This is a genomic window from Citrobacter rodentium NBRC 105723 = DSM 16636 (assembly GCF_021278985.1).
Classification (GTDB): Bacteria; Pseudomonadota; Gammaproteobacteria; order Enterobacterales; family Enterobacteriaceae; genus Citrobacter_A; species Citrobacter_A rodentium.
In genome coordinates this window covers 4,714,970-4,734,475 of sequence record NZ_CP082833.1, presented here as the reverse complement: position 1 = coordinate 4,734,475, position 19,506 = coordinate 4,714,970, and the positions used below count along the sequence as shown (strand labels likewise).

The 19,506-nt window shown below is 56.8% G+C and carries 20 protein-coding genes, 1 pseudogene and 1 riboswitch; of the genes and pseudogenes, 11 read left to right on the top strand and 10 right to left on the bottom strand.

All coding sequences use genetic code 11. From position 1 onward, the window contains the following. Nucleotides 1–87: 87 nt before the first annotated feature. On the bottom strand, nucleotides 88–996 hold the full coding sequence (gene yvcK, locus K7R23_RS22565) for a uridine diphosphate-N-acetylglucosamine-binding protein YvcK (protein WP_012905110.1): 909 nt from the start codon (nucleotides 994–996) through the stop codon (nucleotides 88–90). A gap of 267 nt (nucleotides 997–1,263) precedes the next feature. Beyond that, a riboswitch (molybdenum cofactor riboswitch) is annotated at nucleotides 1,264–1,405 on the top strand. Between yvcK and moaA the strand changes: the two genes are divergently transcribed. From moaA to K7R23_RS22535, 6 genes are all read left to right on the top strand, one after another. Then, on the top strand, nucleotides 1,393–2,382 hold the full coding sequence (gene moaA / locus K7R23_RS22560; protein WP_012905111.1) for a GTP 3',8-cyclase MoaA: 990 nt from the start codon (nucleotides 1,393–1,395) through the stop codon (nucleotides 2,380–2,382). It overlaps the preceding riboswitch by 13 nt. An 18-nt stretch (nucleotides 2,383–2,400) precedes the next feature. Then, nucleotides 2,401–2,913, top strand: coding sequence for a molybdenum cofactor biosynthesis protein B (moaB, locus tag K7R23_RS22555; protein WP_012905112.1), 513 nt, complete (start codon nucleotides 2,401–2,403; stop codon nucleotides 2,911–2,913). 2 nt (nucleotides 2,914–2,915) lie between these two features. Further along, nucleotides 2,916–3,401 (top strand): cyclic pyranopterin monophosphate synthase MoaC, encoded by a 486-nt coding sequence (gene moaC / locus K7R23_RS22550; protein ID WP_012905113.1) that lies wholly within the window; start codon nucleotides 2,916–2,918, stop codon nucleotides 3,399–3,401. After that, nucleotides 3,394–3,639 (top strand): molybdopterin synthase sulfur carrier subunit, encoded by a 246-nt coding sequence (gene moaD, locus K7R23_RS22545; protein WP_012905114.1) that lies wholly within the window; start codon nucleotides 3,394–3,396, stop codon nucleotides 3,637–3,639. Before moaC ends, moaD begins: the two co-directional genes overlap by 8 nt. Before the next feature lies 1 nt (nucleotide 3,640). Then, nucleotides 3,641–4,093, top strand: a complete 453-nt coding sequence (gene moaE / locus K7R23_RS22540) for a molybdopterin synthase catalytic subunit MoaE (RefSeq protein WP_012905115.1) — start codon at nucleotides 3,641–3,643, stop codon at nucleotides 4,091–4,093. A gap of 50 nt (nucleotides 4,094–4,143) precedes the next feature. Further along, complete coding sequence (locus K7R23_RS22535) at nucleotides 4,144–4,848, top strand: Bax inhibitor-1/YccA family protein (protein ID WP_012905116.1); 705 nt, start codon at nucleotides 4,144–4,146, stop codon at nucleotides 4,846–4,848. Between the two features lie 208 nt (nucleotides 4,849–5,056). Here K7R23_RS22535 and K7R23_RS22530 read toward each other — a convergent pair whose 3' ends face one another. From K7R23_RS22530 to K7R23_RS22520, 3 genes are read right to left on the bottom strand one after another with little or no spacing between them, the layout of a single operon-like run. Continuing rightward, on the bottom strand, nucleotides 5,057–6,019 hold the full coding sequence (locus K7R23_RS22530) for a lysylphosphatidylglycerol synthase domain-containing protein (RefSeq protein ID WP_012905117.1): 963 nt from the start codon (nucleotides 6,017–6,019) through the stop codon (nucleotides 5,057–5,059). Beyond that, nucleotides 6,019–7,260, bottom strand: a complete 1,242-nt coding sequence (gene clsB / locus K7R23_RS22525) for a cardiolipin synthase ClsB (RefSeq protein WP_012905118.1) — start codon at nucleotides 7,258–7,260, stop codon at nucleotides 6,019–6,021. The genes K7R23_RS22530 and clsB overlap by 1 nt, the downstream gene beginning before the upstream one ends. After that, nucleotides 7,257–8,018, bottom strand: coding sequence for an endonuclease/exonuclease/phosphatase family protein (locus tag K7R23_RS22520; protein WP_012905119.1), 762 nt, complete (start codon nucleotides 8,016–8,018; stop codon nucleotides 7,257–7,259). The genes clsB and K7R23_RS22520 overlap by 4 nt, the downstream gene beginning before the upstream one ends. A 131-nt stretch (nucleotides 8,019–8,149) precedes the next feature. On the opposite strand from K7R23_RS22520, the gene K7R23_RS22515 reads away from it, so the two are divergent. Continuing rightward, nucleotides 8,150–8,560 carry a YbhQ family protein gene (locus K7R23_RS22515; protein ID WP_012905120.1) on the top strand — a complete coding sequence of 137 codons (411 nt, stop codon included), beginning with the start codon at nucleotides 8,150–8,152 and terminating at the stop codon, nucleotides 8,558–8,560. On the opposite strand, the gene K7R23_RS22510 is transcribed toward K7R23_RS22515, so the two are convergent. The 6 genes from K7R23_RS22510 to K7R23_RS22485 form a co-directional block, all read right to left on the bottom strand. Continuing rightward, on the bottom strand, nucleotides 8,522–9,628 hold the full coding sequence (locus K7R23_RS22510) for an ABC transporter permease (RefSeq protein ID WP_012905121.1): 1,107 nt from the start codon (nucleotides 9,626–9,628) through the stop codon (nucleotides 8,522–8,524). The two genes, K7R23_RS22515 and K7R23_RS22510, sit on opposite strands and share 39 nt — an antisense overlap. A 34-nt stretch (nucleotides 9,629–9,662) precedes the next feature. Beyond that, nucleotides 9,663–10,796 carry an ABC transporter permease gene (locus K7R23_RS22505; protein ID WP_012905122.1) on the bottom strand — a complete coding sequence of 378 codons (1,134 nt, stop codon included), beginning with the start codon at nucleotides 10,794–10,796 and terminating at the stop codon, nucleotides 9,663–9,665. Beyond that, nucleotides 10,789–12,525: an ATP-binding cassette domain-containing protein gene (locus K7R23_RS22500; protein WP_012905123.1), complete on the bottom strand. Its 1,737-nt coding sequence runs from the start codon at nucleotides 12,523–12,525 to the stop codon at nucleotides 10,789–10,791. Before K7R23_RS22500 ends, K7R23_RS22505 begins: the two co-directional genes overlap by 8 nt. Continuing rightward, nucleotides 12,518–13,513, bottom strand: coding sequence for a secretion protein HlyD (gene hlyD / locus K7R23_RS22495; RefSeq protein WP_012905124.1), 996 nt, complete (start codon nucleotides 13,511–13,513; stop codon nucleotides 12,518–12,520). The genes K7R23_RS22500 and hlyD overlap by 8 nt, the downstream gene beginning before the upstream one ends. Then, nucleotides 13,513–14,187: a transcriptional regulator CecR gene (cecR, locus tag K7R23_RS22490; RefSeq protein WP_012905125.1), complete on the bottom strand. Its 675-nt coding sequence runs from the start codon at nucleotides 14,185–14,187 to the stop codon at nucleotides 13,513–13,515. The genes hlyD and cecR overlap by 1 nt, the downstream gene beginning before the upstream one ends. A gap of 71 nt (nucleotides 14,188–14,258) precedes the next feature. Beyond that, on the bottom strand, nucleotides 14,259–15,182 hold the full coding sequence (locus tag K7R23_RS22485; protein WP_012905126.1) for a LysR substrate-binding domain-containing protein: 924 nt from the start codon (nucleotides 15,180–15,182) through the stop codon (nucleotides 14,259–14,261). 320 nt (nucleotides 15,183–15,502) lie between these two features. On the opposite strand from K7R23_RS22485, the pseudogene K7R23_RS22480 reads away from it, so the two are divergent. The 4 genes and pseudogenes from K7R23_RS22480 (at nucleotide 15,503) to K7R23_RS22465 (ending at nucleotide 19,490) form a co-directional block, all read left to right on the top strand. Then, a pseudogene (locus K7R23_RS22480) lies at nucleotides 15,503–16,832 on the top strand (MFS transporter). A gap of 50 nt (nucleotides 16,833–16,882) precedes the next feature. Further along, the gene (locus tag K7R23_RS22475) at nucleotides 16,883–17,632 is read left to right on the top strand and encodes an SDR family NAD(P)-dependent oxidoreductase (RefSeq protein ID WP_012905128.1); all 750 of its coding nucleotides are present in this window, start codon (nucleotides 16,883–16,885) and stop codon (nucleotides 17,630–17,632) included. Between the two features lie 14 nt (nucleotides 17,633–17,646). Next, a complete protein-coding gene (locus K7R23_RS22470; RefSeq protein ID WP_012905129.1) occupies nucleotides 17,647–18,492 on the top strand; it encodes a transketolase in 846 nt (281 codons plus the stop codon). Further along, the gene (locus K7R23_RS22465) at nucleotides 18,492–19,490 is read left to right on the top strand and encodes a transketolase family protein (protein ID WP_012905130.1); all 999 of its coding nucleotides are present in this window, start codon (nucleotides 18,492–18,494) and stop codon (nucleotides 19,488–19,490) included. Before K7R23_RS22470 ends, K7R23_RS22465 begins: the two co-directional genes overlap by 1 nt. Nucleotides 19,491–19,506 lie beyond the last annotated feature (16 nt).

The window sequence follows — 19,506 nt, the reverse complement described above, 5'->3', positions numbered from 1 at the left end:
CCTACGGTCTGATACCTGGCATCGTGCACCGCCGGATGGCGGGGTAAACCCCTTATCCGGCCAGCCGTAAATCATTAACTCATACGATTAACCCAGCGCCTGGACCGCTTTTTCCAGCGCGCTGTGCAATAGCTGGCGATCGTGGCGATAGGGAATGTCGCTGGCTTCGAGCACCGCCTGAATCACCACTCTGTCGCTGACCGCGGATACATCCACCTTCGGCCCGACCACTACGGCATCAATGACGCGCTTACCTACGTACTGCTCCATAATCGCCAGCTTATCGGCCAGCGTCAGGCTGGCTGCCGGCAAGCTCAGTTCGCGTCCCAGATTGCCGATATAGACCATCGGCGCCTGGGTACGGCGCAGCGCCTGCGCCAGATCGCTTACCAGCAGGATCGGCATCAGGCTGGTATAAAAACTGCCGGGACCAATCAGGATTAAATCCGCTTCGTTAATCGCCTGCACCGCTTCCCGCGTTGCAGGCACGTTTGGCGACAGCATCAGCTCCTGCGGCCGGGCAGTCAGCTGATCGATATTCACCTCGCCGTAGACTTCATGTCCCTGGTCGTCAATGGCCATCAGGTCAACCGGCAGCTCCGACATCGGAATTAAATGCGCGTCCACCTTCAGCAGATTGCGAATTAAATTGATTGCCTCCAGAGGCCGCACGCTCAGATGGTCCAGCGCCTTTAACATCAAATTTCCGAGGTTATGGCCGGAAAGTTCGCCGTTACCGCCAAAACGGTACTCAAACATCGCCGAGGGGACGCTCGGTTCGGTGATCAGCTGGTTAAGACAGTTGCGCATATCGCCCCAGGCGATGCCGCCTTCCGCGCGGCGAATGCGTCCGGTGGAGCCGCCGTTATCGGTGGTGGTGACAATACCGGTCAGGCGTGAGCTCAGTGAAGAAAGAGAGGAGAGAACGCGTCCTAATCCATGCCCTCCGCCGAGAGCGACGACACGATCCAGGTCAGCCAGCGTACGATTGCGCATAAAATTTCCTGAAGTCAGATTTACCCCGCTACAGTAGCGCAAATCGCCGGTTTGCAGCAATTCACACACGACGGGGAAGGAAAATAAATTCTTTCCGACTACCTCTTTAGGATGAAATGCGGGTTACGCTGAGATGATGTATATCAATGCAAAAATGCGATTTTCGCTTATTCTGTAGCGAAATAGCACGATCGTGACGCTATATATAAGTTTATATAGCGTAAGGCGTAAATGGCAAAGTGGTCGTTTACGCGCTAGTATCGGCTTATAATTTAAAAACACTCTAGCCTCTGCACCTGGGTCAACTGATACGGTGCTTTGGCCGTGGCGGCGCAAAGGCGCTGTCACCAGGGTGCAGGAAGAAATGACTGCGCCTCCCGTACTGGAAAGGTGTACATGGCCTCACAACTGACCGATGCTTTTGCGCGCAAGTTTTACTACCTGCGCCTGTCAATTACCGACGTGTGTAACTTTCGTTGCACCTACTGCCTGCCGGATGGCTACAAGCCCGGCGGCGTCACCAATAACGGTTTTCTCTCCGTCGATGAAATTCGCCGGGTTACCCGCGCTTTTGCTAACCTCGGCACTGAGAAAGTTCGCCTCACCGGCGGTGAACCCTCACTGCGTCGCGACTTTACCGATATCATCGCCGCCGTGCGCGAAAATGCGGCGATCCGCCAGATAGCCGTCACCACCAACGGCTATCGCCTGGCGCGCGATGCCGCGCACTGGCGCGACGCCGGACTGACCGGCATCAACGTCAGCGTTGACAGCCTCGATGCCCGCCAGTTTCACGCCATTACCGGGCAGGATAAATTTCAGCAGGTAATGGCGGGTATTGACGCCGCTTTTGACGCCGGTTTCGATAAGGTCAAAGTCAACACCGTGCTGATGCGCGACGTAAATCATCATCAGCTCGACACCTTCCTCAACTGGATCCAGACGCGACCCATTCAGCTGCGCTTCATCGAACTGATGGAAACCGGCCAGGGCAGCGAGCTGTTCCGCAAACATCATATCTCCGGCCAGGTCCTGCGCGATGAGCTGCTTAAGCGCGGCTGGATCCACCAGCTGCGCCAGCGCAGCGACGGACCGGCGCAGGTCTTTTGCCACCCCGACTATGTGGGTGAAATCGGCCTTATCATGCCGTATGAAAAAGATTTCTGCGCCACCTGCAACCGTCTGCGCGTCTCCTCCGTCGGCAAACTGCACCTGTGTCTGTTCGGCGACGGCGGCATAAGCCTGCGCGATCTGCTGGTTGAAGATAACCAGCAGGCTGCGCTGGAAGCGCGTATCGCTCTGGCGCTGCGTGAGAAAAAGCAGACCCATTTCCTGCATCAGAACAATACCGGTATTACGCAAAACTTATCGTACATTGGCGGATGATCGCTAAAGGAGTTTTCCATGAGTCAGGTAAGCGCTGAATTTATCCCGACCCGTATCGCTATTCTTACGGTTTCGAATCGTCGCGGCGAAGAGGATGACACCTCCGGCCATTTTCTGCGTGACGCCGCGCAGGAGGCAGGCCATCAGGTGGTGGATAAAGCCATCGTTAAAGAGAACCGCTACGCCATTCGCGCCCGGGTGTCCGCCTGGATTGCCAGTGAAAATGTGCAGGTGGTGCTGATCACCGGCGGAACGGGGCTGACGGAAGGCGATCAGGCGCCGGAAGCGCTGCTGCCGCTGTTCGACCGCGAAGTTGAAGGCTTTGGCGAAGTGTTCCGAATGCTGTCATTCGAGGAGATTGGCACCGCGACGCTACAGTCGCGCGCGGTTGCCGGCGTCGCCAATAAGACGCTGATTTTCGCCATGCCGGGCTCGACCAAAGCCTGTCGGACTGCCTGGGAGAATATCATCGCGCCGCAGCTTGACGCGCGCACGCGTCCGTGTAATTTCCACCCTCATCTGAAGAAATAACCATGTCGCAACTGACCCACATTAACGCCGCCGGCGAAGCGCATATGGTAGACGTTTCCGCGAAAGCGGAAACCGTCCGCGAAGCGCGCGCCGAGGCTTTTGTCACCATGCGCAGCGAAACGCTGGCGATGATTATTGACGGCAGCCACCATAAAGGCGACGTGTTCGCCACCGCGCGCATTGCCGGTATCCAGGCGGCGAAACGTACCTGGGAGCTGATCCCGCTGTGTCATCCGCTGCTGCTGAGCAAAGTTGAAGTGCAGCTACAGGCCGAGCCTGAGCACAACCGCGTGCGCATTGAATCGCTGTGTCGCCTGACGGGAAAAACCGGCGTAGAGATGGAGGCATTAACGGCGGCATCCGTCGCCGCGCTGACCATTTACGACATGTGTAAAGCGGTACAGAAGGATATGGTGATTGGCCCGGTTCGCCTGCTGGCGAAAAGCGGCGGCAAATCCGGTGATTTTAAGGCGGACGCTGATGATTAAGGTTCTTTTTTTCGCCCAGGTTCGTGAACTGGTGGGTACTGATACGCTGGAAGTAGCGGACGATTTTCCGACGGTTAGCGCGCTGCGTCAGCATCTGGCGGCCAACGGCGGGCGCTGGGCGCTGGCGCTGGAGGATGGCAAGCTGCTGGCGGCGGTTAATCAGACGCTGGTCAGTTTCGATCATCCGCTGTCGGCAGGGGATGAAGTGGCCTTCTTCCCGCCGGTGACAGGGGGCTGAGATGGCGGAGACAAAAATTGTTGTCGATCCTGCGCCGTTCAGCGTTGGGGAAGAGTACCCGTGGCTGGCGGAGCGTGACGAAGACGGCGCGGTGGTGACGTTTACCGGAAAAGTGCGCAACCATAATCTTGGCGACAACGTAAAGGCGCTGACGCTGGAGCACTATCCGGGGATGACCGAGAAAGCGCTCGGCGAAATCGTTACCGAAGCCCGCGCCCGCTGGCCGCTGGGACGCGTGACGGTGATTCATCGCATCGGTGAACTGTGGCCGGGCGATGAGATCGTCTTTGTCGGCGTCACCAGCGCGCATCGCAGCAGCGCCTTTGAAGCCGGACAGTTTATTATGGATTATCTGAAAACCCGCGCGCCGTTCTGGAAGCGCGAGGCGACGCCGGAGGGCGAGCGCTGGGTGGAAGCGCGTGACAGCGATCGGCAGGCAGCAAAACGCTGGTAGCAGAATGTGATACGCTTATAATAGTGTCACTTTTTAACCAGGAGATTATCATGGACAGATTTCCACGATCCGATTCAATCGTGCAGACGCGTTCCGGTCTGCAAACTTATATGGCGCAGGTATACGGCTGGATGACCGTCGGACTGCTGCTGACGGCGTTTATTGCATGGTATGCGTCGCATTCCGCTGCTTTTATAGAATTACTTTATACCAACAGGCTCTTTTTCTTTGGCCTGGTCATTGCCCAGCTTGCCGTCGTCTTTGTACTGTCCGGTCTGATTAACCGGCTCAGTGCCGGAGTGATGACCACGCTGTTTATGCTTTACTCGGCGCTGACCGGGCTTACGCTCTCCAGCATTTTTATCATCTATACCGCATCCTCTATTGCCAGCACCTTTGTGGTGAGCGGCGGAATGTTCGGCGTGATGAGCCTGTGGGGTTATACCACCAAACGCGACCTGAGCAGCTGGGGGAATATCCTGTTTATGGCGCTGATCGGCATCATTCTGGCGTCGCTGGTTAACTTCTGGCTGAAGAGTGAAGCGCTGATGTGGGCGGTGACCTATATCGGGGTGGTGGTGTTTGTGGCGCTGACCGCCTATGACACCCAGAAGCTGAAAAATATCGGCGAGCAGATTGACGTGCGCGACAGTTCTAACCTGCGCAAATACTCCATTCTCGGGGCGTTAACGCTGTATCTGGACTTTATCAACCTGTTCCTGATGCTGCTGCGCATTTTCGGCAACCGACGTTAACCGTGCAGCGCCGGATGGCGGTTGCGCCTTATCGGCCTGCGGGTTGTCATGATGCCGGATGCCGGATGCCGGATGCCGGATGCCGGATGCCGGATGCCGGATGCCGGATGGCGGCTACGCCTTATCCGGTCTACAGATTTTCATGTTGAAAGATGGCGTGTAGGCCTGATAAGCGAAGCGCCATCAGGCAATGCAATGCGAATGCATACTACTTCGCCATCGCCTTCTCGTTTTTCGCCCGCAGCTTCTTCGCCCGACTCTCCAGCACCAGATAGCAAATCAGCGCCAGCAGCAGCGGAATGAAATAATAGAGCACGCGATAGGCGAGCAGGGCGGCGATAATGGTTCCCTGTGAGGTACGCTCGCCCGCCAGCAGCGCGATGAATACCGCTTCCAGCACGCCAATCCCCGCCGGAATATGGACGATTACCCCGGCGATACTGCTGACCAACAGTACTCCCAGCACAAAGAAATAGTTTACGCCCTGGCCCATCAGCAGCCAGATAATCAGCCCCATCGCCATCCAGTTGGCGCTGGATATAACCATCTGCACCAGCGCGAACTTCCAGGACGGCAGCACCAGCTTTTGCCCTTTAATGGTCATATGCCGACGTTTGGCAAAGGCGCAGAACCACAAATAGACGGCGATCATCAACAGCAGCACGACGCCGAGAATACGCAGTGTGCTTTCGTCGATGTACCAGTGGGCGGGCAACTGGACAACGCCAAAGGTAAAGATGATGCCACCCAACAGAATATAGCCCAGCCAGTTAGTGGTGATGCTCAGCGAGAAGATGCGGGTGATGGTGCTCCCCGGCAGGCCGAGGCGCGAGTAGAGACGGTAGCGCATCCCAATACCGCCGACCCAGGTGCTGAGCGTCAGGTTAAAGGCGTAGCAGATAAACGATACCAGCATTACCTGGCGCTTCGCCAGCTTATGGCCGCAGTAGGCGCGTCCCAGCAGGTCATAGCAGCCGTAAAGCAGATAGCTGACGATCACCAGGGCGACCACGCTCAGCAGCGCGGTCCGGTTATAATCGCGAATAACCGTCCAGACATCTTCCCAGTTAACCTTTTTGGCATAAATGACCAACAGGACAATCACGGCAATAAAAAACAGCCAGGTGAGGATCTTTTTTGCCAGCCGCCAGCGTGGATGTGATTTCGCCATCAGGATTTTGCTCCGGTATCTTGCGCTTCAACGCGGTCCTGCGTTTCCATTTCGGGCTGCGCCGGCGGGTCAACCTGCGCCAGTCGCGGGGTATGCGCCGGCAGCCAGCCTACCAGCGCCGGGAAATGGCGTAAAAAGTGGAACGCCAGCACGCTCTTGGTGAGGTTCCACCAGGTGCGTTTGGGCAGCATCGTCTCATCCACCTGCTTACAGTCCTGGCGGATGATGGCGTTGAGGTTGTCGCGCAGGGTCTGGTTAAACTGGCGATCGTGGATAATCAGGTTAGCTTCCAGATTGAGCGACAGGCTGAGCGGATCGAGGTTGCTCGACCCTACCGTCGCCCAGTGATCGTCCATCAGCGCGACTTTGCCATGCAGCGGTTTGCGCCGGTATTCGTACACCTGCACGCCGCCTTTCACCAGATAGTTATACAGCAGGCGCGCGCCCACCTTCACAATCGGCATATCCGGTTCGCCCTGCACAATCAGCTTCACGCGCACGCCGCGACGCGCCGCGTTGCGCATGGCGTGGAGCAGACGATAGCCGGGGAAGAAATAGGCGTTGGCGATAATCACCTCCCGCCGCGCCTGGGTGAGCATTTTCAGGTAGTGGCGTTCAATGTCATCGCGATGTTCTTCGTTATCACGCCAGACAAACAGCACCTGCGCTTCGCCTGGCTGGTGGTTCTCCACCGCCTGATGGTATCGCTTCCACCAGCGCCGCGTTGCGCTCTGGCCGGGCAGATTTTCCACCTCAAACTGCAAAATATCGGCCACAATCGGCCCTTCGACGCGCACCGCGTAATCCTGCTTGGCCTCCGGACCATAGTCGGACATATGTTCGTCGGAGTAGTTAATGCCGCCGACAAACGCCACTTTGCCGTCTATCACCACAATTTTGCGGTGCATACGGCGAAAGACGTTGGTGCGCATGCCAAAAACCCTGGCGCGCGGATCGTAATAGCGGAACACTACGCCCGCTGCGGTCAGTTCGCCGACAAATTCGTCGCTCAGATCCGGCGAACCGTAACCGTCAAGCAGCACTTCCGCCTGCACGCCGCGTTTCGCCGCCTTCAGCAGCGCCGCATGCAGCTGTTTGCCGACGTTGTCCTCAAACCAGATAAAGGATTCCAGAATGATCCTCTGCTCGGCTTCAGCAATGGCTTCAAATACGGCGGGATAAAATTGATCGCCGTTTTCCAGTAGTTGGATCTGGTTACCTTCACGCCAGCCACATTTCATAGATGGATCTCCGCGCTAAGGGGGGCATGATCGGAAAGATGTCGCCAGCTGCGCAGCGGCAGCACCGTGGGCGAACTGGTGTTGGCATTTTTTACGTAAATGCGATCGAGAGGGAGCAGCGGCAGGCTGACCGGAAAAGTCCGTGCCGGACGACCGTGGGCGTGGGTAAAGATCTCATCCAGTCCGGCCGTCTTTTTCAGCGGCAGGCTGGCCTTCTGCCGCCAGTCGTTAAAGTCGCCCGCCACCACGACCGGTTCGCCGTCGGGCAGGGCGTTTACCCAGTCCGCCAGCATTTTGAGCTGCGCCTGGCGATGCGCTTCGCGCAGGCCAAGATGCACGCACATTACATGAATCGGACGGTCAAGCTGCGGCGGCACAATCCGGCAATAGAGCACGCCGCGCTTTTCGCCGCCTGCCACTGACACATCGCGATTCTCATAATGTTCAATGGGATAGCGCGACAGCACCGCGTTTCCGTGGTGCCCTTCCGGGTAGACTGCGTTGCGTCCGTAGGCGTAGTCGCTCCACATGGTATCGGCGAGAAACTCGTAGTGCGTGGTATCCGGCCAGTTCTCGACGTGCAGCGGATGCACTTCATGCGCGCCGAGTACCTCCTGCAGACAGACGATGTCAGCGCCGACGGTGCGCACGGCGTCGCGCAGCTCCGGTAAAATGAAGCGCTTATTAAAGGCGGTAAACCCCTTGTGCGTATTTATGGTGAGCACTTTGAATGAAAATCGCTGCGTTTGACCGGTCATAGTTCTCCTGTCGGCGTCACTATCCTGTGTAAATAGTGTAGTCGTCGTCACAAAAAGGTGCGTTGTTACGGAATTTTCCGTAAAGTTCGGTACTCTGAGTTATTAGACAAAAATCCTTCAGGAGAAGAGCCATGAAGTGGCAACAACGAATTCGTGTCGCAACGGGATTAAGTTGCTGGCAGATAATGTTGCATTTACTGGTAGTGGCGATGCTGGTAATGGGCTGGATGAGCGGCACGCTGGTGCGCGTCGGCCTCGGATTATGCGTGGTGTACGGCGTTACCGTACTGCTGATGCTGGCGTTGCAGCGTCATCATGAACAGCGCTGGCGGGATGTCGCCGACGTACTGGAAGAGCTCACCACCACCTGGTATTTCGGCGCGTCGCTGATTGTGCTGTGGCTGCTGTCCCGCGTGTTGCAGAACAATTTCCTGCTGGCGTTAGCGGGCGTCGTCATCCTTGCCGGGCCCGCTGTGGTATCGCTGCTGGCGAAAGACAAAAAGCTACATGACTTTGCGTCTAAACATCGCATACGCCGCTGATCCTGTCGTGGCCGCTATCACCAGCAGCGGCCACAAACTTCCCCAGACAATCGACAAACTCGCATCCTTCAGATAGATCTGCTTGGTGATATCGGTAAAGTGGCGAATCGGGTTTATCCACGTCAGGTTCTGCAACCATACCGGCATATTTTCCACCGGCGAGACGTAACCCGAAAGCAAAATCGCGGGCATCATAAAGACAAACACGCCGATAAACGCCTGCTGTTGCGTTGCGCAGAGTGAGGATATCAGCAGTCCAAAGCCGACCAGCGACAGCCCGTAAATCACCATCGTGAAGTAGAACAGCGCCAGCGACCCGGCAAACGGGATCTGATACGCCCAGATGCCAATGCCCAGCACGATAGTCGCCTGAAAGGTGGCGACAATCAGCGCCGGTACCGCTTTACCGACAAAGATTTGCCAGGTGGTGAGCGGGGAAACCAGCAGCTGATCGAGCGTGCCCTGTTCGCGCTCGCGCGCCACCGAGAGCGAGGTGACGATCATCACCCCGATAGTGGTGATCATCGCGATCAGCGACGGCACCACAAACCATTTATAGTCGAGGTTCGGGTTATACCAGTTGCGCACCACCAGCTCGCTATTGTTCGGCTGCGGTTTACCCTCCATCAGCTCCTGCTGGTAAACCTTGATGATTTGCTGGAGATAGTTGGCGGCGATCTGCGCGCTGTTGGAGTTGCGCCCGTCAAGGATTAACTGCATCGGCGCGGGCTGGAAGGTGTCCAGATTGCGGGAAAAATCCGCCGGGAAGCGCACCAGCAGCAGCGCTTTTTGCGTGTCGATGGTCGGCTGAATCTCCTGCGGGCTGTTCAGCAGCAGCACATGGGTAAAGGCTTTGGCGCGGGCGAAGCGCTGGGTCAGCTCCACCGCATGTTTACCGTTGTCTTCGTTATACACGGCGATGGTGGCGTTGGTCACCTCCAGCGTGGCGGCAAACGGAAACAAAATGACCTGAATCAGCACCGGCAAAATTAAAATTGCGCGCGTCTGCGGCTCGCGCAGCAGCGACTGTAGTTCTTTGCGGATCAATGTCCATAAGCGATGAAACATCTTGTTATCCTCATGCCGGACGAAACCTGGAAAACTAATCCAGCCGACGTTTGGTTTTCATCCACGTCAGGCCGATAAACATCACCGCCGAAGCGATAAGAAACAGCACGTTCACCAGCAGCACTACCGGAATATTCCCCGCCAGAAACAGGCTTTGCAGGGTGCTGACGAAATAGCGCGCCGGAATAATGTAAGTCACCGCGCGGATCACCGCGGGCATACTGTCGATCTGGAAAATAAACCCGGACAGCATAATCGACGGCAAAAAGGCGGCGTTTAGCGCCACCTGGGCGGCGTTAAACTGGTTGCGGGTGATGGTGGAGATAAGCAGCCCCATCCCCAGCGTACTGAGCAAAAACAGACTGGTGATTAAAAACAGCAGCAGCAGCGAGCCGCGGTAGGGCACGCCGAGAATAAAGACCGACACCAGCATACAGAGCAGCATCGCCAGCATTCCCAAAAAGTAATAGGGAATCAGCTTGCACAGCAGCAGCTCCAGGCGGGTTACTTCGGTGGAGAGCAGCGCTTCCATCGTTCCGCGCTCCCACTCGCGCGCCACCACCAGCGAGGTGAGAATCGCGCCAATGACCGTCATGATGATGGTCACCGCGCCGGGAATGATAAAGTGCTGGCTGATGGCCGCCGGGTTAAACCAGTAGCGGGTCTGCACGTCAATTAACGGCTCGAAGGTTTCACCTCTGTCTTCGGCGCGCTGCATTTGCCAGATCTGCCAGATGCCCTCCACATAGCCCTGTACAAAGTTGGCGGTGTTGGGTTCGCTGCCGTCGGCGATCACCTGAATCGGCGCCGTATCATCGGCGCGCGCCATCTTTTCCGCAAAATCCACCGGGATCACCACCAGACCGCGAATGCGTCCGGCCTGCATTTTTTCGATCAGCTCATGGCGGTTATCGCTGATGGTGGCGTCGATGTACGGCGAACCGGTCAGCGTGTGGGTAAAATCCAGCGCCTCCTTACTTTGCTGTTCGAGCAAAATGCCTACCCGCAGCCGACTGGAGTCAAGGTTAATGCCGTAGCCGAAGATAAACAGCAGCAGCAGTGGGATCACCACCGCAATCAGCCAACTGCTGGGATCGCGGACGATCTGCCGCGTCTCTTTTACGCACAGGGCGCGCACCCGGCGCCAGGAGAGAAGAGAATTACCCATGCCCGTGCTCCTTATCCCAGTCGTGAATCAGGGTGATAAAGGCCTGCTCCATCGTCGGATCCGGCGTCTGGTCATCGGCGGCCTGCGCTTTCAGGTCGTCCGGGGTGCCGCTGGCGATCAGTTTGCCGCGATACACCAGCCCGATGCGATCGCAATACTCCGCTTCGTCCATAAAGTGGGTGGTGACCATTACCGTCACGCCTTTTTCCACCATGCTGTTTATATGCAGCCAGAACTCGCGGCGGGTGATGGGGTCGACGCCGGAGGTCGGTTCGTCAAGAAACAGGATGTCCGGCTCGTGCATCAGCGAACAGGCCAGCGCCAGACGCTGCTTAAAGCCCAACGGCAGCGCGTCGGTGGCCTGGGAGGCGATGCTCTTCAGGCCAAACGCCTCGCTCATGCGGGCGATTTTTTCGTTCTGCGCCCGCCCGCGCAGGCCGTATACGCCGGAGAAGAAGCGCAGGTTCTGCTCGACCGTCAGGTTGCCGTAGAGCGAGAATTTCTGCGCCATATAGCCAAGATGCTGGCGCGCCTTGCCGGAGCTGACCTTCAGGTCCATGTCCAGCACCAGCGCTTTGCCCGAGGTGGGCACCAGCAGGCCGCACATCATTTTAAAGGTGGTCGATTTGCCCGCGCCGTTTGGTCCCAGCAATCCAAAAATCTCTCCGCGCCGCACGCTGAAGTTAACGTTATCGGTAGCGGCAAAGTCGCCGAATTTTTTGGTCAGCGCTTTCGCTTCAATCACCGTTTCGCCGGGTGTGCCTTCCACGGTGTGCAGAATTGCGCCCAGCGGCGACTCAGACGTCGCAGCGCCGCCCAGCAGATCGATAAACGCATCTTCAAAGCACGGGGCGGTTTCGTTGATCCCGATTTCCGGCATACCGTCGCCGCGACGAATATCCTCCGCCGTCGCCTCTTTTTTGACGATCAGGCGAACCGATCTGCCCTGGATCATACCGTCGCTCACCTGCGGCAGCTTCAGCGCCCGCTGAAGCAGTTTGCGGTTGCCCTCCTGCGGGCTATGCATCAGAAAACTGCGTCCGGCCATGGTTTTAGTCAGCTGCGTCGGATCGCCCTGGTAGAGCAGTTCGCCTTCGTTCATCAGCAGCACGTCGCGGCACTGCTCGGCTTCGTCGAGATAGGAGGTGCTCCAGAGGATCAGCATCCCGTCGCCCGCCAGTTCGTGCACCATCTGCCAGAGTTCGCGCCGCGAAATCGGGTCCACGCCGACGCCCGGCTCATCCAGCAGCAGCACTTTCGGCTCGCCGACCAGCGTACAGGCCAGCCCCAGTTTCTGCTTCATGCCGCCGGAAAGCTTACCCGCCAGCCGTTCCGTAAATGGCCCCAGCGCGGTGAACTCCAGCAGGCGGGCGAAGGTTTTTTCCCGCGCTTCGCCGGTGACGCTGCGCAGATCGGCATACAGATTGAGGTTCTCCATCACCGTGAGATCCTCATACAGGCCAAACTTTTGTGGCATATAGCCGAGCACCGCGTGCAGCGCACTGTCGTTTTTGATCGGATCGCAGCCGATCACCGTCGCGCTGCCGTCATCGGCTTTCAGCAGCCCTGCCAGCATACGCATCAGGGTGGTTTTACCCGCGCCGTCCGGCCCGACCAGTCCGGTCACGTAACCGGCGTGGATAGTGCAGTCGAGCGGGGCGACGGCAGGCTTATCCATTCCCGCAAAGCGCTTCGTCAGTCCTTTCAGCGTAATGACGGCGTCATTCATGTCCTGCCTCGTCGCTGAACCGCAGCGTTACCGGCATCCCCTGACGCAGCGCGTCGTCGGCGTCGGTTACCACGATGCGCAGGCGGTAGACCAGATCGGTGCGCAGGTCCGGGGTCTCCACCGTTTTCGGGGTGAATTCCGCGGTGGGGGAGACAAAGCCGATTTTGCCGTGATACGGCTTATCCGGACGGCCATCGGTATAGAGCAGGATTTCGCGACCTGGTCGCGCCTGGTTCAGGTTGCGCTCATCAACGTAAGCGCGCACCCACACCGGACGGGTGAGCGAGAGCGTCAATACGGTACTGCCCGCATTAAGCATACTGCCGGGTTCCACCGCGCGGGTCAGCAGGGTGCCGCTGGACGGCGCCACTAGGGTGGTGTCCTGAAGATCGAGTTCGGCCTGCGCCAGCTGCGCCTGTGCCTGCTCGAGGCTGGCCTTAGCCTGAGCGATATCCTGTTCACGGTTACCGGAGCGGTACTGGTTCAGTTTATCCTGCGCCGATTTGAGCGTCGCCAGCGCCTGGTCGCGCGAAGAGCGGGCATTTTCCAGATCGTTGGCGGAGATAGTGCGGCTTTTCCACAGGCCCTGCTGGCGGTTGTAGAAGTTTTGCGCATAGTCATACGCCGCCTGCGCCTGTCGCACCGAGGCGGCGGCCTGGGCAATCTCTTCTTCGCGGTAGCCCGCCAGCATCAGGTCATACTGGGCCTTCGCGACTGAGACACCTGCTTTCGCCTGCATCAGCGCGTTTTGATAGGGCGCATGATCCAGTTCGCCTAATATCTGTCCGGCCCTGATGGCGTCGCCTTCATCCACGGTCAGGGAGGCGAGCCGCCCGCCGACGCGGAAGCTCATATTGACGGTGCGGATATCGACGTTGCCGTAGAGGGTCAGACCGTTATCCTGCCGACTCTGATACCACCAGGTTCCACCGGCAATCACGGCGATCAGCGCCGCGACAGCCAGCCCGATAACAACAGGTTTTTTCATCAGTCCAGACTCCTTTGCGATAAACCTTGCAGAATAAGATCGATATGGCAGGTCACCGTCCCGGCGATCAGCGCCGCTTTTTCGTCGTCAAACTGTGACCAGCCGGTACGTAACAGGATGGTTTCTTTACCGATGCGAAATGCCAGCACTTCGCCGAGCAGGGCGTGGCTGTGCAGAATAGTGCGCGTGTCGTCGGCGTCGCAGCCGGTAAAGGCGGCGATCAGGCGCGTCAGATGCCGGTGCAACGGGTCGATCACCTGGGTGTGCACCAGCTGATAGGCGGCGGTTGGCGAGAGCTGTTCACGGGAAATAAACTTGCTCAGGTTAACCGTATCGTCCTGGGTCAGCAGCATGATCATATTGTTGCAGGCGCGGTGGATCAGCTCGCGTATCGCCGCACGATCCGGCGTTGGTTGTGCAAGCAGCAGCTCCGCCTCTTCGGCAAGGGGACGAAACTGTTCACCGATAAAATCGGCGATCCACTGGGCGCAGGCGAGGTAGAGATCCTCTTTCGAGCCAAAGTAGTAGGTGATGGCGGCAATATTCTGCCCGGCCTGCGCCGCAATGTCGCGGGTAGTGGCGTGCAGCCCGTACTCGCCGAACTGCGCCAGCGCCGCGGCGATCAGCTGGCTTTTCGCCTGCTCGCCCTTGCTGGTCATCGTGGGGGTATTCATCGCGCGACCCATTTTTTAATCAATCGATTGATTAAAAATAGTCTGCAGCTCCGGTTCTGTCCAGCGCCGGTTTAAATCTGGAAACCTGCGGCGTCGAGTTCCTCAGAGATCCACGCGATAAAGGCTTTCACTTTCGCTTTTTGCTCGCTGGTGTGCGGCATCACCAGATGGTGGGCATTCACCGACATGCTGACATCGTCGGCAAAGACTGGCCGCAGGTGCTGCTTGCGCAAGCTTTCGCCAGCCAGCAGATTACTTTCAAGGATCACGCCCAGTCCCATCCTTGCAGCTTCGATGCTCATATACGAGCGGTCAAAATTAAAAATAAAATTTTTATTGAAGCCGCGCACCTTGTGCCACGAGAACCAGTTGTTCCAGTTAATCAGGGTGCTGTCTGAGTGGATCAGATCGCATGACAGCAGATCTTCCGGGGTTTGCAGCGGATGGCTTTCCAGCCAGGCCTGGGAGGTGTAAGGAAGCATTCTTTCATTGCGAATGGTTTTGACCACCAGCGTCGGCCATTGCGCCAGGCCGTGGCGAATGTCGATATCAATATTGTCGCGGGAAAACTGGATGCTCTCATAGGAGCAGGTCAGGCTGATTTTCAGCTCAGGCCACGCCTGGCGAAAGCGGTCAAGCCGCGGCATCAGCCAGAGCAGGCCAAAGCTGGGCGCGGAGTGGATGCGTAAATAATCCTGATGAATGTCATGAATCACCTGGTTAGTGGCCTGGCCAATCATATTTAGCGCGCCAGACACTTCTTTCAGGTAGCGTTCGCCGATGGTGGTCAGCTTTACGCCTTTACTGCTGCGGGAAAATAATTTTTTGCCCAGAAAATTCTCCAGACTCGCAATCTGATGGCTGACGGCGGAAGCGGTAATGTTGAGATTTTCCGCGGCAGTATTAAGGCTGCCCGTATCGGCCACTTCAATAAATGCCTGGATGTTGCGTAGTGACGGAACCGGCAACATTTTATTAGGAACGGGAGTGGGCATGACGCAATTCCTGAAAAAGCCAGTGGGAAGAACAGCAAAACAGCAACGCAACGATTAATCAAATTTTATTGGGTAATACCCCTTTTATCAGCAAGTTAAAACAATGAAATGTGAGGCTTGTCGCATTTTAATCCAGCGAATCTGGCGCTTTCAATAAGCCGCTAATTTGAATGCAGTCACGAATCAAAATTTTCTCAACGTGAATTGAGGTTATTTAAATTCTATTTTTAGAACGCGTTGTTATATTCGCAACCGAAGGACTGAAAAAGCGTGTTGCGACGATGTTCGCGAAAAAGATAAAACAATAAAGAGGATACCCTATGTCACGTATAGATACCGTTGTCTGTACCGACACCAGGAAAACGAAGTATCGTTTTGTCGTTTTAACGATGATTTTTCTGGTTTATGCCATCAATTATGCCGATCGCACCAATATTGGCGCGGGTACTGCCGTTTATCATTGATGAGTTCCATATCAATAATTTTGAAGCTGGCGCCATTGCCAGTATGTTCTTTCTGGGCTACGCCGTAAGCCAAATCCCGGCAGGCTTTTTTATTGCGAAGCGCGGAACGCGCGGGCTGGTTTCATTATCTATTTTTGGCTTTTCCGCGTTTACCTGGCTGATGGGCACCGTCAGTTCGGTGTTCGGCTTAAAGCTGGTGCGGCTTGGCCTCGGCCTGAGCGAAGGTCCCTGTCCGGTAGGGCTGGCTTCGACGATCAACAGCTGGTTTCCGCCGAAAGAGAAGGCCACGGCGACGGGCGTCTATATCGCCGCCACCATGTTCGCGCCGATCATCGTCCCGCCTTTAGCGGTATGGATTGCGGTAACCTGGGGCTGGCGCTGGGTATTCTTCTCTTTCGCCATTCCGGGTCTGGTGGCGGCGATCGCCTGGTATGTGCTGGTGAAAACCAAACCTTCCGAGAGCCGTTTTGTTTCGGCAAGCGAACTGGAGGACATTCATGCCGGTCATCATGATCATACCGGCAAACGAGAAAATATCGTTATTGACGATAAATTTCGCTGGCTGGATAAAATTATCCGGGTCAGAAAACGGGCGCCGGTTGATACGGCGAAAGGATTATTTACCTCTAAAAATATCCTCGGCGATTGCCTGGCCTATTTTATGATGGTCAGCGTACTGTACGGTCTGCTGACCTGGATCCCGCTTTATCTGGTAAAAGAAAAAGGCTTCGACTTTATGAGTATGGGGCTGGTCGCCAGTATGCCGTGCATCGGCGGATTTGTCGGCGCGATCGGCGGTGGCTATATTTCCGATAAATTATTGGGGCGCCGACGCAAGCCGACAATGATTTTTACGGCGATCTCTACCGTTATTATGATGCTTATTATGCTGAATATTCCGGCCAGCACCGCGGCGGTTTGTACGGGATTATTTTTTGTCGGCCTGTGCCTGAATATTGGCTGGCCTGCCTTTACCGCTTACGGTATGGCGGTTTCCGACGCCAGAACCTATCCCATTGCCTCCTCCATTATTAACAGCGGCGGCAATCTGGGCGGATTTGTTTCCCCGATGGTGGCCGGTTTTTTACTTGATAATACCGGCAGCTTTAATTCCGTGTTTACCTATTTTGGTATCTGCGCAGCAATTGGATTAGTGGTGATTCTTTTTATTGATGAACCACAGTAAGAAATAATTATCCCGTCAAATAATATGACGTAATGTCATGGAGTAAAAATATGTTATTAAAAAATAAAGTCGCTATTGTGACTGGCGCGGCTTCCGTACGTGGTTTAGGTTTCGCCACCGCGAAGTTATTTGCCGAAAACGGCGCAAAGGTTGTGATTATCGATCTGAATAAAGAGGCCAGCGCGGCGGCGGCGAAGTCGTTAGGCGACGAGCATCTTGGGCTGGCGGCAAACGTTGCGGATGAAGCGCAGGTAAGCGCCGCGATGGAGCAAATTGTGGCGAAATATGGCCGCGTGGATGTGCTGGTCAATAACGCCGGTATCACGCAGCCGATTAAATTAATGGATATTAAACGCGAAAATTACGACGCGGTGCTGGATGTCAGCCTGCGCGGTACGCTGCTGATGTCGCAGGCGGTTATTCCGCTGATGCGTAAGCAGAAATCCGGCAGCATCGTTTGTATCTCCTCCGTCTCCGCCCAGCGTGGCGGCGGTATTTTCGGCGGTCCGCACTACAGCGCGGCGAAGGCCGGGGTGCTGGGGCTGGCGCGGGCAATGGCGCGCGAGCTGGGGCCGGATAACGTGCGCGTGAACTGCATTACTCCCGGCCTTATCCAGACCGATATCACCGCCGGAAAACTGACCGATGAAATGACCGCCAACATCCTGGCAGGCATTCCGATGAACCGTCTCGGCGACGCCGTGGATATTGCGCGCGCCGCGCTGTTCCTCGGCAGCGACCTCTCTTCCTACTCCACCGGCATCACTCTGGATGTTAACGGCGGCATGTTAATCCACTAAGCGAGGGCAGTCTGATGAATATGACAGAAGTTCAGAAAGTGGCGGCGGCGGCCTGGCGCATTCGTCGCTATGCCCTGCGCATGGGGGAAGTTCAGGGGCAGGGGTACATCGGTCAGGCGCTGGGCTACGCCGATGTGCTGGCGACCGCTTTCAGCCACGCGATGACCTGGCGCGCGCAGGATGCGGAGTGGGAAGGGCGCGATCGCTTCCTGCTGTCTCACGGTCACTATGCCATCGCCTACTATGCGGCGCTGCTGGAGGCCGGGATCATTCCTGAGGCGGAGCTGGAAACCTATGGGTCGGACGACAGCCGTCTGCCAATGTCCGGCATGGCGACCTATACGCCGGGGATGGAGATGTCCGGCGGTTCGTTGGGGCAGGGGCTGTCTATTGCGGTAGGGATAGCGCTGGGGCTGAGGCAGAAACAGAGCCCGTCATGGGTGTATAACTCGATGTCAGATGGCGAACTGGATGAAGGTTCCACCTGGGAAGCGGCGATGTCGGCGGCGCACTACGGGCTGACCAACCTGATCAACATCGTTGATGTGAACAGGCAGCAGGCCGACGGCGATTCGCGCAAAATCCTCGGCTTTGAGCCGCTGCACGAAAAATGGGCGGCTTTCGGCTGGTACGTGCAGCGCATCGACGGCAACGACGTCGCCGCCGTGGTCAATGCGTTTGATAACGCGAAAAATCATCGCGGCGAACAGCCTCGGGTCATTATCTGCGACACGCTGATGGGTAAAGGCGTTCCGTTCCTCGAAACGCGCGATAAGAACCATTTTATTCGTGTTGATGCTGACGAATGGCAGAAAGCGATAGCCGTGCTCGATGCCAACAAACCGGAAGGAGTGCTGTAATGAGCCAGACAACCCCAAAAACCCGTTTAAAAACGTCAGCGATGATTGCCTCCATTGCTGATGAAGGCCAGGTCACCGTACCGGCGCCTTTTGGCGTCGCGCTGGCGAAACTGGCGGCGCAGCGCCCGGAAATCGTCGGTATGACCGCCGACCTGTCGAAGTACACCGATCTACATATTTTTGCCCAGGCGTTCCCGGATCGCTTTTTCCAGATGGGGATGGCGGAACAGCTGCTGATGGGCGCGGCGGGCGGAATGGCAAAAGAGGGTTTTATTCCGTTCGCCACCACCTACGCCGTTTTTGCCACCCGTCGCGCCTATGACTTTATTCATCAGGTTATTGCCGAAGAGCATCTCAACGTGAAGATCTGCGCGGCGCTGCCGGGTCTGACTACCGGCTACGGCCCCAGCCATCAGGCGACGGAAGATCTGGCGATTATGCGCGGCATTCCCGGCATGACCATCATCGATCCGTGCGATGCGCTGGAAATCGAACAGGCGGTACCGGCGATGGCCGATCATAACGGTCCGGTGTATATGCGTCTGCTGCGCGGCAAGGTGCCGCTGGTGCTGGACAAATATGACTATAAGTTTGAGCTGGGCAAGGCGAAGCTGCTGGAGGACGGCAACGATGTGTTGATTATCTCTTCCGGGCTGATGACCATGCGCGCGCTGGAAACCGTGGAAAAACTGCGCGCCGACAACATCAGCGCCGCGGTGTTGCACGTGCCGACCATTAAGCCGCTGGATGAGAAAACCATCGTTGAACAGGCGTCGAAGCCGGGGCGTTTAGTGATCACCGCGGAAAACCACACCTGCATCGGCGGACTTGGCGAAGCGGTTGCCGCGCTGTTGATGCGTAAAGGCGTGCGCTGTGAACTGGACACCATCGGCCTGCCGGATGAGTTCCTGCTGGCCGGGGCGTTGCCAACCCTGCACGAACGCTACGGCATTTCGACCGCGATGATGGTCGAGAAAATCAAAAATCGCCTGCGTTAAAGGCTTTCGCCGTCGC